This is a genomic window from Brachyspira intermedia PWS/A (assembly GCF_000223215.1).
Taxonomy (GTDB): domain Bacteria; phylum Spirochaetota; class Brachyspiria; order Brachyspirales; family Brachyspiraceae; genus Brachyspira; species Brachyspira intermedia.
In genome coordinates, this window is the sequence record NC_017243.1 from 2,901,378 (window position 1) to 2,916,832 (window position 15,455).

Consider the following 15,455-nt stretch of genomic DNA (forward strand, 5'->3'; position numbering starts at 1 on the left):
ATCTGCAGAGAAATAAAATGGATAATACTATATTCACTAAAAATATAGAGCTTTTAAATAAAAATAAATATAATTTTAGAGCTGTAAAAAAATTAATAGAATATAATGCAGCTAATAATAAATATCAATTAAAGCAGGCTAAAAATGATTTGTTTGCTGTTATGTACAATAATAAACCTTTAACTTCTCTATATAATCCTATGGAAGAAGCTAAAAGATTAATATCACAATTCATAACAAACAATAATGAACATATAGGAATATTTTTATCTATTGCCTCATTCTTTCATATAGAATATTTTTTATCATTAAATGAAAATAACAAAGCAATTATAATAGAAAAAGATATAGAAATAGTTAAACTTATTTTAGAAAATTTAAAGCCTTCAAATGAAAATATATTAAAAAATACCATACTCATTCTAAATGAAGATTTAGAAAATATATTGGCATTCTTTAATTTTTATATGAATGATAATGATTCTAAAAAAATAGTTTATATAAGACATATAAGAGCTTCAAATATAGATGATGAAACAAGAGAATATTATGACAATGTTAATATATCTCTTGCCAACAGTATAAAAGAAAAATTAATGTCATTAACATCTAATTATTATTTTGCTCCTATATGGGCTAGAAATACATTATATAATATGCATTTCAATGAAGGATACTCTATAAAAACATTCTATAATATATTAAAAAGAGAAACACCTGTTTTATTAGTATCTGCAGGAGCTTCGGCTGATGATTATATAGAAAATATTAAAGAACTATCAAATACTCATTTTGTTATAGTATTATCGCATGCTTTTAATAGCTTAATAAAAAATAATATAAAGCCTGATGCTGTTGTATCTACTGACGGAGGTTTTTATTCATCGATACATTTAAAAGAACTTCTTAAAAAAGAAAATGAAAATATAAATATATTTACTACGCATACAGCATATCCTTTTCCTCTCACTCATATAGAAAACAAAAGAATATTTTATTTCTCACATGATGAAAGTTTTGAGAAGATATTATACCCTATAAATGATGATGATAATAACAATATATATTTCTATATGGAAGGAAGTGTTATAATGCCTGCTTTAAGAATAGCGTATATGCTTAATCCTAAATATATACTGCTTGCAGGATGTGATTTTTGTCATATTGATGATAAAACGCATTCTAAATATTCAAATGCTTCAGCCCATGATTATATTAATAGCAGTAAATTAAAAACTTTTGAATCTGCTAAATATAAAAGGCTTAATGATAATCAAAAAATAAAATGCTATGATAATGTTTATAGAAATACTTCTTCATCACTTTTAAGTTATAAAAATCATTTTGAATCTTTAATTGGGGAGATTTCCGAAACTACTGATATTTTTACTTTGACAGTACAATCTGCAAGCATAAAAAATGTAAAAATATATAATAGTAACAATTTGGATAATAATAAAAATATAGAAATTAAAAACTATTTAAAAGAAAATATAGATAAAGAAAAATTAGTAAAAGAAATAGATAATTTTATAAATAACATCAACAAAGAAAATATCAATAAAGAAGATTTCAATAACAATATGAAAAATATTGCTGATATAATATCACCTTGGCATGTTGAAAAATTTGAGAAATCTGTTATAAGCTACGAAGAGTTAAAAAGCTATATGAATAAATGGTATAATGATATAAAATTGCTTATTTATTAAAAAATTATTTATTATTATTGTTATACTCGTCGACGAAGTCCACCTAGGCAGGTGTAGCATACAATAACCTACTTGGTGGCTACGACTCGCTTTTATATTTTTATTCTAATATTTAAATTTTTTATTTCTAATACTTTACAAAAAATTAACGAGAATTATAATTAGTAAACATAATATATAGTAAAATAAAATTATTAAAATACAGGAGAACTAAAAAACATATGAAAAAAATTGTATTTGTGTTTATAACATTATTAACAATATCAATACAGGCATTCTCTGCTGCTGTAACAACACATTATAATAATTGGAAAATAAGAAGAATAAGCTATAACAATACTGATACAAAAACTGTTACAATGACTATAAAAAACAATAATAGTTTAGAGGTATATATAGCAGCTAGAAATAATCAAGTTAGCGTAAGCATAAACTGGTATAAAGATAAAGTAGATGAAAATACTCCTGTAGTGGAATATAGTTTCAATAATTCTCCTTATAAATCTGTAGAGCCTTTTATGAGGTCTTCAAGCGATAATTTTGATATATTATACACAATATCACCTGCTTTCGGAATCATACAGGAGAAAGAAGTTATTGATTTTTTAAATAAATTAATAAATAGCAAAACTTTATCAATAAGAGCTAATAGTAATAGTGAAGCATATACTATTGATGTTACAGGATTAAAAGAGGCAATGCATAAAACTGATTTCTCTGGAACTTTATTAGAAAAATATAAGAGTCAGATATTAAAATAATAAAACTAAAAATTTTGCTTTTATTCCGCACGCAGAGTAAAACTAATAATATAATTTTAATAATAATTCAAATATTATTATATTATAAAATTCTGTTCACCGTGCGTTAAATAGATTATAAATCTAATTAAAACTTGGGCGGGTGCTAAAATTTATAATCAAGCTGTAAAGATAAGTAAGACTAGGATTCAAGATAAAGCTATAAACTTTAAGGGGCGGGGTATGTAAGTAATCTCTTTATTTATTTTTATCAACTTTTCCCGCCGCAAAAGTTGCAAAAGTGCAATTTATAATTAAGATAAACTATATTATTTTTATTAACATTATATTATAAATTTAGTTTACCGTACATTAAATGAATTTCAAAGTGAGTTTAAATTTGTGCGAGTGTAAAAATTCTAATTAATCAGAAAAAATAATTAATATTAAAACTCAAGATAAAGTTATAAATTTTAAAGGGCGGGCTATGTAAGTAATTTGTTTTATTTATTAACTTCTATATTTAAAAAAATTAAAATATAAACATATTAAAGTTACACTGTGAATATAAAAAATTCTTAATATAAACACAGTATAACTTTAATAAAAAATTAGAATCCTAATTCTTCATCTATAAATATAATATGTATTCTGTCTTTTATATGGCATTTATTAACTATTATTGTATAAGAACATAATCTTTTTTCTATATCGCAATTTTCTTCATCACAAACCATATTACCTACACAGCAAGGATTATCCACTTTAAATCTCACAGAATTTTCACCAGCAGCAATGCTTCTTACTCTTTTTATGGCATCTTCAACTGTATCACAAACCTTATTCCTTCCAACAATCAAAAATACTTTTTTAGGTCCGTAAATAGTGGCAGCAACTCTATTTCCGCCGCCATCTGTTGATACTATATCACCATTCTTTGTTATGGCATTTGCAGAACATAAATAAACATCACTACTAAATGCTTTTACTTCAGCTTCGGCTTTTAATTCTTTATTATTTCTATCTACAAAATTTTTATAGTTTTTTAAATCCTCTAATATCCCCATTTGATTAACTGAAGTACTTCCGCCAAAAGTGATAGTATCATTTTCTTTTATTAATGATAATACAAATTTCTTTGCTTCTTCCTTATTTGAAAAACTATCGAAAGCAAAACCTTTTTTATTGAATTTATCTTTTAAAACTGAAGATAATTTTTGAAAATATTCTTCTTGTACTGTCATAAAAAATCCCTCACTTATTTTAAACTTTAATTTAGTATAGTACAAGTAATATTTTTTTCAAGTAAATAAAATTTATTCTAACTCCCCGCCCTTTATATTTTATTATTTTATTTAGTCATTTTAACTTTATTATATTTACTAATTCAATTAGAAATTTTAACGCCCACCCAAGATTTTTTTAAATTTTAAAATCTACAAACCGCACGCAGAGTAAAATTAAAAATATATGCTAATTTATAATTATAATTTAAACAAAATATAAAATTTTACTCACCGTGCGCTAAATATATTATTAATCTAATCAAAAGTTGGGTGAGTAATTTAAGCTTCAAAAAATAATTAATTTTATCATTAAAAAATCTTAAAGGGCTGGATTTATAAAAAGCTATAAAAGCAAAAAAATAGCCAGTCCCATTGTAAAAATGAGACCAGCTATTTTTAAATTAGTATGCTATAAACGTACTATATCACTGAACTAAACGTAAAGCACCTTGGTTCATAGTATTAGCTTGAGCCAACATAGCTAAATTAGCCTGACTTAAGATTTGGTCTTTAGCAAATTTAACAGAAGTTTCAGCCATATCAGTATCTCTGATTCTGCTTTCAGAAGCTGCAGTGTTCTCATAAGCGATCATCAAGCCTTGAGCAGTAAGCTCTAATCTATTTTGGTAAGCACCAAGATTAGATCTTTGTTTAGAAACTTTCATTAAAGCTTCATCAACTAAACCTATAGCACTGTTAGCTTTGTCTATAGAAGAAATAGAAATACCAGTACCTTCAGCAGTTTGTAAACCTAAAGCAGCAGCAGTCATAGTTCCTATATAAACTCTTCTTCTTTCATCCATGTTGGCACCCATATGAAACCACATAGAAGCAACAGGAGCACCACCCTCATTAGGGTTAGCAAATCTACCAGTTAACATGTTAAGAGTATTGAACTGAGCTTGGCTAGCAATACGGTTAACTTCGTCTACTAACTGAGAAACTTCAACTTGGATAAGCATTCTATCAGCATCAGTATAGATACCGTTAGCAGATTGTACAGCTAATTCACGAATTCTTTGTAAGATGTCTTGGCTCTCTTGAAGATATCCTTCAGTAGTTTGAATGAAAGATATACCGTCTTGAGTATTTCTTTCAGCCTGACGTAAACCGCGGATTTGTGTTCTCATTTTTTCAGATACTGCTAATCCAGAAGCATCGTCGCCAGCTCTGTTAATTCTCATTCCAGAAGAAAGAGCAGCCATGTCTTTAGAAAGGTCTACGTTTCTAAATTTTAAAGTACGTTGTGCATTTATAGCACTAATGTTGTTATTGATGATCATCGTCATCCTCCATGATATTTATTCAAAAAGGCATCCGTGCCTAATTGGCAAAAAATATTAAAGAGAATTTAAGGTATTCCGACAATCTAAAATGACTATATGAAGTTGCCAAAATACCATTAAATTCTATATAATGGATATATTTACGCCAATAAATATATCCCTACAAATTATATGGTATCAACTAAGCAAATAGGGAGTTCGAGACCGCCAAATACTTGAACTCTCATTTTGCTATACAATAATTTTCGACCCTCTCGGCATAAAGTTTAATTTGGTTTAGCATTTTTTTCTCTTTTTTCTTAAAAAAAAATCAAAATAAGTACTATATCATACATATACTACGTAAAATCTAGAAAAATTATAAATTATGACTATTTATACCTAAAAAACATTCAATATAATCATCAAAATTATAAAAATAATATCTATTCTATCGTTTTTTTGATTTTTTAAGCATTATATTTTTTAATCTTTAATCATTTTATTAATTTTTTTATAATTTTTGATAAAATTTTATTTTAACTCCCACCCTATAAATTTTTTGCTATTTATAGTCCATAAAATACTAATTTGTTTGTTAATAATTTCTGTTATTTTAGCTTCCCACCCTAGCATTTTTTAATTTTTTACTCTTATACCGCACGCAGAGCAAAATAATAAATATATGATTAATTATTAATTTAAATACTACTAGGATATAAAGAATCATGCATCGTGCGTTGAGTCAATAAAAAATTTAAATAATGCTTGGGCGGGTGCTTTAATCACTGAGAAGGTAAAAAAGAAAATTAAATTAAAATTTCATAGTGATACATTGAAAAAATAAAGGGAGGGGTATGTAAATAAAGCTTTTAAATTTAATTTTACTTAATAAACATTTATACTTAAAACAATATTTATTGCCTTTTCAGATTTTACTAAGTCCACTAAAAATTGCTATTTTTATTATGTGATTTTATTCATTACAGAATTATATTTTTAGCATTTATATAATATTTAAAAATTAACATAATAAAATAAATAATACTAAACATTAACTTTAATCATACGATAAGTTTTAACTGCATTTTGTGAATAAATTCATTGCAATTTTTTTACTATATTTTATAATTCGATTAGAGGTATAACTCAATGCTTGAAAAAGTAAAAGATTTTTACAGAACAAAAAAGATTTTATTTTTCATAATTTTATTTGTTTGGTTATTATTAGTAGTAGTCTCTGGAGTATTAATAGGCTCTTGTTCAAGACCTAAAGTGATACCATTAACACCTGAAGAGGAAAATTCAAAAGCTATTAATATTCTCAAAGAAGACGAAGAAAAAATTTTAAAAGGCGAAATGCTATCTACAAAAGAAAATCTAAGTTTTGAAGATTTAGAACACTCAAGAAACTTTGTAGAAAGCCGAAAAAAATAATACTAACTTTTAGGAGAGAATTATGCGTGTTTTTTTATGTTCTTCTGTTATGGCAATGTTCATTATAATTAATGCTGCATTCGCTCAAGAAACAATCACTGTACAACCGGATGATAAAGTAGTAACTAATACTTCTTCTGCCCGTGTAAAAAGCGGTCCTATAGAAGATGATTTGATTAAATCTGTAGATTTAGCTGAAAATACTCTTTTCTCAATAAAATTAAATGCTACTAATTTTGACAGATATATTCGTATAACAAGCTATTCTACTAACCTTGACTTTGTAAGATTTACAAGAGATAAAACTAATGCTTTCCTTACTTTCAGAACATTAACAGCTGGTATAGGAAAACTTGATTTCCAAGTTGATAATGAAGAAAGCATAATAAGAAAATATTTCTATACTATAACTGTAACTAATAGTCAAGGCATAGCTTCTATGGAAACTAATGCTATATTAGATCCTGATAATGAAACTAACAATATGTCTACTAATGAAATGATGACTAATGATGTTATGACTAACGATATGATGGATACTAATAACACAGCTACTAATATGGTTAATACAAATGAAGTAGTTCCTAATGATGCAAATCAAACTAATCAAACAGCATCTACTAATAATGCTCAAACTTCAATAATAAAAAAGCCAGCTGATAAACCTGCTAAAGTAACTGAAACTAATCCTGAAATCATAGCATTATTTAATTCAGCAGAAGAATTAAAAAATATTAAAGATTATGACAATGCAGTTAATGCTTACAGCAATATTATAAGTTCATATCCAAATTCTAAATATTCTGTATACAGCCATTTTAGAATAGGAGATATTTATAATCAAAAGAAAGATTATAACAATGCTTTTGATATGTATAATGAAGCTTCAAAATTAAAAAATGCTGGTAATAATGAAAAAGCAGCAGCTATATATTCTATGGGCGTTATGAAAAAATCTGAAAATAAACATGATGAAGCTATCGTGTATTTCAATGATATAATGAACAATTATTCTCAAACTCCTTTATATGGAAATGCTGTTTATGAAATAGCTGATAGTTTAAAACAACTTGGAAGAATATCTGATGGTGCTGATATGTTAGAAAAATCTTTAGAAAAAAATGTAAAGTTTTCTAAACGCGGTGATTCTATACTTCTTTTAGCTGAAATATATGAAAAAGGTGATAACAATATAAGAAATTTTGAAAAAGCTTATAAAACTTATAATTTATATTTAGCTGAATATCCTACTTCTTCTAAAGCTAAATATGCTAATGACAGAAAAAACTTCTTATCTCGTAATGCAGTTCATTTACAATAAAATAATCAATTAAGAAATTAATACCCTTTTAGAAATACAATTTTTCTAAAAGGGTTTTTTCATGAAAAAAATCAATATATTCAATACATATTCCAATAAAATAAATTCTAATACCATTTTTATTTTTATCGATAATTTAAACGATACATAATACTCTGGAGTAAACAAGTGCCAAGATACGAGCAGCTTAAATCTAAATCTAAAAGTATTTCATATACAAGACAAATTAGAAATGAAAGCAAAGAAATAAATTTAAAGAAACCTATAATAATTTCAGCAACTTTTATCATTGCTGCAGCTTTGATATTTACAGTTGTGAAAAAATATTCTCCTATGGTAGATATAGCAATAAAAGATTTCTTTTCTATAAATCATAGAGAGGCTTTAGTTTTGGAAAGCGATGGAATAACAGAAGATCAAAATAAAATGAGTTTCTTAAATAATATACCGTTATTCAACTTCTTTATAAAAACTGATACAAATGAAACTCTATCTGTAATGGCCTATGAAACAAATTCTAAAATAGAAACATCTTTAGATATGATGTCAGAAAACATTACAAATTCAAGTATAATAACAAAGGAATCCCTACTTCCTTTCTTTAATAATAGCGGAGTAAGTAATTCTATACTTTATGACAGCGGATATATAGATTACGGTAACAATCATGAATCAGTAATATTATCAAACAATATGAATACATTAAACAGAATACCTGAAAATGATATTATAAATGATAATGAAGAAAATATCATTGTGGCAGATATTGAAAATACGCCTAATACTGAAGAAGAAAAAACATATAATTATCTTGAGCAAATGATATTGGAAAATAGACAAAACAATAACACTCAGGATATTAAAACAACAAATACAATCACTAATAAACAAAATAATACTGAAAGTAAAAAAAGTATATTTGATGATATCTTAAAACCAAAAGATAATACTACAAAAAGAGAAACTACAACTATGAAGCCGGCATCAACTACTACTTTCAGTACAAGACCTCCTGCCAGCTATGTAGAAAATACTACTAAAAAAGATAATGCAAATAATGATCTTAATATTGATAAATATTTAAATAATAATGATGATAAAGAAAAAGTAATAAATAACAATCAAGTTAATAATAATACTGTAAATAATGATAGAAATATAAACAATAACAGAAAAGACAATTTAAATAATAATAGAAAAGAAAATATAGCAAATAATAATAGAAATTTAAATAACAATGAGGTAAATAACAATAATGTAACAGAAAATAGAAAAGATATAATGCAGAAATCTGTTTATACTATTACTAACTCATTTGATAAATCTAATATTGATTATAACAGAGTAATAAATGATATGGTTAATCCAAATAATAATGTTGTAAGAGAAAACAATAATAATATAGTCAATGATAGCAAGGTAAATAATAGTAAAGTAAATAATAATATTATTAGTAAAGATAATAATTCAATAATAAATAAACCTTCAGAAGAAAAAAATAATATAAATGAAAATAAAGAAAACAATATTATAAAAAATAATGAATTAAAAGATAATAATATAAAAGAAACTGATAATAATATAATAAAAAATAACTCAATAAAAAATAATAATGCAGAATATAAAAAAGAAATTATTAAAAAAGCTCAAAGTGATATTAATAACTACAATATCAAAAAAGCTAATAATAATATAACAAGAGATTTAAAAGAGAGAAAACTTAAAGAAAACAGTAATGAAGGAATATATTTAGTTGAATACAGTGAATCAACAGGCTCTATAACTTTGATATTTAGAGAGAGAAAATTTAATAATAAATCTTCTGTAGAGGAAGCTATAAAAGAATTATTAGTTGGTGCTACTGATGAAGAAAATAATAGAAATATAATAAGCTGCATACCTAAAGATACTGAACTTCTTGATATATTTATTGAGAATAATACAGTATATTTAAACTTCAATGAGAATTTTGAATTTAATCCTTTAGGAAATGAAGGAACTATGGTGCAGATTTATCAGTTTGTATATACAGCAACCCAATTTGAAGGTATAGATAATGTTATATTCCTTATCAATGGACAATTAAATGAAACTATAGGTGCAGAAGGTGCTATAGAGAATATGCCTTTCAGCAGATTTGAGTAAATTTAATTTTTATACAAATTTAATAAAGTAATATATTGATTTTATATATATTTATGTTATTATATATACCCATAGTATGTATATATAAAAATAGGTGTTTATAATGTTAAAATCTTTAAATGTACAAGAGGCTGCTGATTTAATAAAGTCCAATAATGATATAAAGTTATTAGATGTAAGAAGTAAAATGGAAGTTAATATGACAGGGGCAATAGAAGGAAGCATATTAATAGATTTAAATGATCCTAAAGCTGAAAATTTAGTTAATGGATTAGATAAATCAGAAAAATATCTTTTGTATTGTGCTACAGGTGCAAGATCTGAAGCATTAGCTCATTATATGGATAGAAACGGATTTAAAGAAATATATTATCTAATCTACGCCGGACATAGTCAATTAGCAATGGCCTTAAAGAAATAATTAATAAATTATGATTAATTAATAAAATAATAAAGAAAGTTAGTATTCAAAAACGCGAATACTAACTTTTATTATTATTATGCTCTATTTAATAATCGAAAAAATATATATAAAATATAATTTTTATTCTATATATGAGTAAAAAAATCTTCTTATTTCCAAAGTATCAACTAGAACATTTTTCAATTTAGGACTTTGCATAGAACAAGATGTATAATGATAAATAGGTATAAAAGCCATATCCTCGCCTATAAGTTTATCTTCAGCCTTATGCATATTATCCATTCTTATTTTGTTGTCAATAGTATTTTTAGCCTCTAATATAAGTCTGTCATATTCAGGATCATTATACCCTACTCTATTTCCGGCACTTGTACTAACAAAAAGATCAGCAAAAGTCATAGGATCAAGATAATCTCCTATCCAATCAGCTCTGCATACAACATAATTTCTTGTCTGTCTGTTCTTTTGAAATACTGACCATTCCTCCTGAGTAATAGTCATATCTATATTAAGATTTTCTTTCCACATCTGCTGCACTGCTTCTGCTATAGTAATTCCTACACCTGGATTAGTTTTAAACTCCAATACTGGAAAATTTGCACCATTAGTATAACCTGCTTCTTCTAAAAGTTTTTTGGCTTCTTCAATATTTGCTTTATAATCTTCTTTTTTAACGCTGTAATATCCGCCTCCATTTTCTCTAAAATCACCTTTTATATCTTTTAATCCATAAGGTATGAAAGCAGCTGCAGGTATTTCTCCGCCTTTTGTAATATTTTCTACTATATAGTTTCTATCTATAGCAAGAGCCAAAGCCCTTCTTACTCTTTTATCTTTCAAAACTTCATTTGTATTATTCAAAGCATAATAAGCTGTTCCTAGAGAAGGTGTTGTAACTAAATAGCCTTCCTTCCTTAGTAAATCTATATCTGCAGTAGGAACTTTATAGGAATACAATATAGAACCTTCTTTCAAAGCTGCATAAGCTGTAGATACATCAGAAAACATAACGAAATCTATTCTCTTAGCTATCATCATATCTTTATTCCAATAATTAGTATTTAATTCCAAAGATATTATCTGATCAGGCTTTCTATCTATCATTCTGTATGGGCCATTACCTATATATGTTTTAGGAGAAAAAGTCCAATTATCGCTTATGAATTCTTTTCTTAAAGGTGAAAATATAGGAATAGCAGCTAATTCCAAAAAGTAAGCAGTAGGACTTTCAAAATATACTTTTAAAGTTCTATCATCTAATGCTTCAACTCCAAGTTTTTCTGTTGCTAGTTCTCCTTTAAGAATTTTATCAGCATTTTTTATAGGAGTTATTAAAAAGCTGTAGGCTGATGCTGTATTAGGATCTGCCAATCTTCTAAAAGAATATACAAATTCATCAGCAACTACATTCTTACCATCAGACCATTTAGCATTATCTCTTAAATGAAATGTAATGCTAAGTCCGTCTTCAGATATATCCCATCTTTCAGCGACTCCGCCTATTATATTACCGTTTTCATCTTTTGAGGTAAGACCTTCAAATACATGAACTGCATAAATCATACTATCTATTGCCGATAAAAATGAAGGATCTATACTTTGAGGTTCTGCCCCAATAGTTACCCTTATAGTTTCAACATAGCTTTTGTCATTACCGCATGATAGCAAAAATAAAAAAACTGTTATTAATAAAAAAATTATCTTTCTCATAGAAATTACCCAACATCCAAAACATTATGTTAACACAATATTTATACTCTAATATTAATATTTGTCAACAAATAAATTGTAAAAACTAAAAATTAAATTATGAATAATAAAAAAATTTCAATCAATAAAAAAGAGGCTTATAATAAAGCCCCTTTTAAAATCAATAATATTTATAATTATTAAATTAATTATTCTATATAACAGTAATTAAATTTATGTTTTCCTAAAGCATTGTACACAACATTTTTTAATTTAGGACTAACCATCAAAGTATATGATCTATGATAAAGAGGAATAAAAGGCATATCATCAATCAATAATTTTTCTGCATCCATCATATACTTCATTCTAACAGCCGGATCAGCAGTTTTTCTTGCATTGTTAACTAAAGTATTGTAAGCAGTGTTATCATATAAACCATAGTTGAATGTATTGCCCTTAACCATAATCTCAAGCATAGTCATAGGATCTCTATAATCTGCATTCCAAGCCATAGAACCTATATCAAAGTTTCTTTCTAATAAATATTGAAGAACTAAAGGATATTCATCATTCTTTAATGTTACATCTATATTTAAATTAGATTTCCACATCTGCTGTATAGCTTCTGCAACTATTATATGAAGTCCAGGAGAAACTCTTATTTCTAATACAGGGAAACCATCTCCATTAGGATATCCAGCTTCAGCCATTAAAGCCTTAGCTTTTTCAACATTTGCTGTATAATTATCAGTATCTATAAGTATTCCTGCTTCTTCTCTATAAGGACCATTAATACCGTCCATAGAAGGAGGAACAAAACCTTGAGCTGCTGCCTGTCCGCCCATAGTTACATTTGATACTAAATAATTTCTATCAATAGCTAAAGATAAAGCCTGTCTTACTCTTTTATCTTTCAAAGCATTGTTTGTAATGTTAAGAGATAAATAGAAAGTACCTACTCCGTCTTTAAGAGCAATATAATTTTCTGCTTTTAATTTTTCTATTTCACTAGAAGGCGGTTCTAATGCTGAAAAATGTATAGTGCCTCCTCTAATTCCAGCAATAGCTGTATTAGGATCAGCCATAGAAATGAATTTTAATTTCTTAGCAACTGTTTCATCATTATAATAATTAGTTCTAGCTTCAAAAGTGATGTACTCATCCATTACTCTTTCAGTCATTTGATAAGGACCATTACATATATAAGTTTCAGGTGATAAAGTCCAATCATCGCCATACTGTTCTATAATATCCTTTCTTACAGGTGCAAAAACTGAAACTGTAGTCATAAACTCCAAGAAATAAGCAGCAGGATCAACAAGCTCAACTTGGAAAGTATGATCATCTATAGCTTTTACACCAAGTTCATTATAATCCATATTACCGGCATTAATCTCTTTAGCATTTTTTATTATTTCTAATAAAGAAGCATACTGTGCAGCAACATCAGGATTAACAACTCTTTTCCAGCTGTATTCAAAATCATATGCTGTTACAGGTTTACCGTCAGACCATAAAGCATTAGTTCTTATATGAAAAGTATATGTTTTTCCGTCCTCTGATATATCCCAGCTTTCTGCCATACCGCCTGTAAGTTTTCCGTCTGCTCCTATTTTTGTTAAACTTTCAAATGGATGATACAACATAGCAGAAACAACATTCAAACTATTTAAACTAGGGTCTATAGTTCTAGGTTCTGCCCCCATATTAATTACTATAGCATCATTATTATTTCCTCCACTGCCGCCGCATGAAAGAACAAATAATGAAGCAGCCATTAAAAATAAAGTCATTATTTTTTTCATATTTTTTCTCCTAACATTTTATTTTTTATTATTTAATATATGAATAATTGAATTTATGTCTTCCCAAAGGATTTAATACCACACCCTGCAATTTAGGATTTTTCATAAAAGAATCTGCTCTATAATATAAAGGTATGATAGGCATTTCTTCCATAAGTATATTTTCAGCTTTAGCCATAGCAGCCATTCTTATTTTATTATCTTCAGTTTGTTTTGCTGTTAATAGATTATCATCATATTCTTTATTAGCAAATCCTGTATGATTTACTCCGCCGCCGCTTGTCATAACATCAAGCATAGTCATAGGGTCATTATAATCTCCAGTCCAACCCATTCTAGCCATTTGATAATCTTTTTCTACCAAAGTTTGAAGTGTTATAGGAAACTCTTCCTGTACTAAAGATACATTAACATTTAAATTCTCTTTCCACATCTGCTGCAAAGCCTCTCCAACTAATACATAAATACCCGGAGAAACTTTTAATTCTATTACAGGATAATTTGCACCATCAGGATAACCAGCCTCAGCCATTAATGCTTTTGCTTTTTTTACATTATTCTCATAATCATTAACATCTATATATTCTTTATTTTCTTTTCTAAATGTACTGTTTAATCCTCTTACTTCAGTAGGAACAAAAGCTCCTGCAGGAACTTGTCCGCCTTTAGTAACATTCTTTACCAAATAGTTTCTGTCTATTGCAAGAGATAAAGCCTGTCTTACTCTTTTATCTGCAAAAGCCTTATTAGTGATATTTAATTCTATATAATAAGTACCTATAGCATTATTTGCCACTATATAACCCTCATTATTCAATTTTTCTATTTCAGCAGAAGGAGGCTCTAATGCAGAAAAATCTATTGTACCACCTCTTATACCGGCAATAGCAGTATTAGGATCGCTCATAAGTACAAAATTAATCTGTTTAGCAACCTGTTTATCAGCATCATAATAATTAGTATTGATATCAAAAACTATTTTCTCATCTATTACCCTTTCTTTCATTTTATAAGGGCCGTTTCCTATATATGTTTCAGGAGTTAAAGTCCATTTATCTCCATATTGCTCTATAATATCTTTTCTAACAGGCATAAATACTACCGTAGAAGCTATGAAATCTATAAAATAAATAGCAGGATTTTCAAGCTGTACTTCAAATGTATAATCATCAATAGCTCTTACTCCTAAACTATTATAATCCATATTGCCTGCATTAATATCTTTAGCATTTTTAACTATTTCCATCATATATGAATATTCAGCTGCAGTATTAGGATCAACTGCCCTTTTCCAAGAATACTCGAAATCATGAGCTGTTACAGGTTTACCATCAGACCATTTTGCATTCTTTCTTATATGGAATGTATATACCAAACCATCATCTGATATATCCCAAGTTTCTGCCATACCGGGTCTTACATTATTATTTGAATCTATCTTTGTTAAACCTTCAAAAGCATGAAGTATATAAGATGATACAACATTGATAGAATTTAATGTAGGATCCATAGTCTTAGGTTCAGGTCCCAAATTTATAGATATAGATGGAACTGACTCATTATTTGTTTCTGATTTTTTACCGCATGATATTATAACCAAAAACATCATTAAAAAACAATCAATATTC

General features: G+C 27.0%; 11 protein-coding genes. 6 read left to right on the forward strand and 5 right to left on the reverse strand.

Features of this window, described 5'->3' with window-relative positions; all coding sequences use genetic code 11:
• Positions 1–17 precede the first annotated feature (17 nt).
• On the forward strand, positions 18–1,712 hold the full coding sequence (locus BINT_RS12670; RefSeq protein WP_014488967.1) for a motility associated factor glycosyltransferase family protein: 1,695 nt from the start codon (positions 18–20) through the stop codon (positions 1,710–1,712).
• A gap of 221 nt (positions 1,713–1,933) precedes the next feature.
• A complete protein-coding gene (locus tag BINT_RS12675; RefSeq protein ID WP_014488968.1) occupies positions 1,934–2,473 on the forward strand; it encodes a hypothetical protein in 540 nt (179 codons plus the stop codon).
• Positions 2,474–3,063: 590 nt separating this feature from the next.
• Here the strand turns inward: BINT_RS12675 and BINT_RS12680 are convergent.
• Positions 3,064–3,696 carry a lactate utilization protein gene (locus BINT_RS12680; protein ID WP_014488969.1) on the reverse strand — a complete coding sequence of 211 codons (633 nt, stop codon included), beginning with the start codon at positions 3,694–3,696 and terminating at the stop codon, positions 3,064–3,066.
• A 467-nt stretch (positions 3,697–4,163) separates the two neighbouring features.
• Positions 4,164–5,021, reverse strand: a complete 858-nt coding sequence (locus BINT_RS12685) for a flagellin N-terminal helical domain-containing protein (protein ID WP_041177478.1) — start codon at positions 5,019–5,021, stop codon at positions 4,164–4,166.
• Positions 5,022–6,155: 1,134 nt separating this feature from the next.
• Here BINT_RS12685 and BINT_RS12690 point away from each other — a divergent pair.
• The 4 genes from BINT_RS12690 to BINT_RS12705 all read left to right on the forward strand — a co-directional run bounded on the left by BINT_RS12690 (position 6,156) and on the right by BINT_RS12705 (position 10,327).
• Positions 6,156–6,440: a hypothetical protein gene (locus BINT_RS12690; RefSeq protein WP_014488971.1), complete on the forward strand. Its 285-nt coding sequence runs from the start codon at positions 6,156–6,158 to the stop codon at positions 6,438–6,440.
• Positions 6,441–6,462: 22 nt separating this feature from the next.
• On the forward strand, positions 6,463–7,761 hold the full coding sequence (locus tag BINT_RS12695; RefSeq protein WP_014488972.1) for a tetratricopeptide repeat protein: 1,299 nt from the start codon (positions 6,463–6,465) through the stop codon (positions 7,759–7,761).
• A gap of 168 nt (positions 7,762–7,929) precedes the next feature.
• On the forward strand, positions 7,930–9,906 hold the full coding sequence (locus tag BINT_RS12700) for a GerMN domain-containing protein (RefSeq protein ID WP_014488973.1): 1,977 nt from the start codon (positions 7,930–7,932) through the stop codon (positions 9,904–9,906).
• A gap of 103 nt (positions 9,907–10,009) precedes the next feature.
• A complete protein-coding gene (locus BINT_RS12705) occupies positions 10,010–10,327 on the forward strand; it encodes a rhodanese-like domain-containing protein (RefSeq protein WP_014488974.1) in 318 nt (105 codons plus the stop codon).
• 123 nt (positions 10,328–10,450) lie between these two features.
• Here BINT_RS12705 and BINT_RS12710 read toward each other — a convergent pair whose 3' ends face one another.
• The 3 genes from BINT_RS12710 to BINT_RS12720 form a co-directional block, all read right to left on the reverse strand.
• Entirely contained in the window at positions 10,451–12,040 is a 1,590-nt protein-coding gene (locus BINT_RS12710) for a peptide ABC transporter substrate-binding protein (protein ID WP_014488975.1), read from the reverse strand.
• A gap of 188 nt (positions 12,041–12,228) precedes the next feature.
• A complete protein-coding gene (locus BINT_RS12715) occupies positions 12,229–13,827 on the reverse strand; it encodes a peptide ABC transporter substrate-binding protein (protein ID WP_014488976.1) in 1,599 nt (532 codons plus the stop codon).
• 28 nt (positions 13,828–13,855) lie between these two features.
• On the reverse strand, positions 13,856–15,436 hold the full coding sequence (locus tag BINT_RS12720) for a peptide ABC transporter substrate-binding protein (protein ID WP_014488977.1): 1,581 nt from the start codon (positions 15,434–15,436) through the stop codon (positions 13,856–13,858).
• Positions 15,437–15,455 lie beyond the last annotated feature (19 nt).

Bases quoted from the DNA above. Each gene is read 5' to 3' on its own strand.
- BINT_RS12710 (WP_014488975.1), bottom strand. From the start codon at position 12,040: ATGAGAAAGATAATTTTTTTATTAATAACAGTTTTTTTATTTTTGCTA.
- BINT_RS12715 (WP_014488976.1), bottom strand. From the start codon at position 13,827: ATGAAAAAAATAATGACTTTATTTTTAATGGCTGCTTCATTATTTGTT.
- BINT_RS12670 (WP_014488967.1), top strand. From the start codon at position 18: ATGGATAATACTATATTCACTAAAAATATAGAGCTTTTAAATAAAAAT.
- BINT_RS12695 (WP_014488972.1), top strand. From the start codon at position 6,463: ATGCGTGTTTTTTTATGTTCTTCTGTTATGGCAATGTTCATTATAATT.
- BINT_RS12685 (WP_041177478.1), bottom strand. From the start codon at position 5,021: ATGATCATCAATAACAACATTAGTGCTATAAATGCACAACGTACTTTA.
- BINT_RS12680 (WP_014488969.1), bottom strand. From the start codon at position 3,696: ATGACAGTACAAGAAGAATATTTTCAAAAATTATCTTCAGTTTTAAAA.
- BINT_RS12675 (WP_014488968.1), top strand. From the start codon at position 1,934: ATGAAAAAAATTGTATTTGTGTTTATAACATTATTAACAATATCAATA.
- BINT_RS12720 (WP_014488977.1), bottom strand. From the start codon at position 15,436: ATGATGTTTTTGGTTATAATATCATGCGGTAAAAAATCAGAAACAAAT.
- BINT_RS12690 (WP_014488971.1), top strand. From the start codon at position 6,156: ATGCTTGAAAAAGTAAAAGATTTTTACAGAACAAAAAAGATTTTATTT.
- BINT_RS12705 (WP_014488974.1), top strand. From the start codon at position 10,010: ATGTTAAAATCTTTAAATGTACAAGAGGCTGCTGATTTAATAAAGTCC.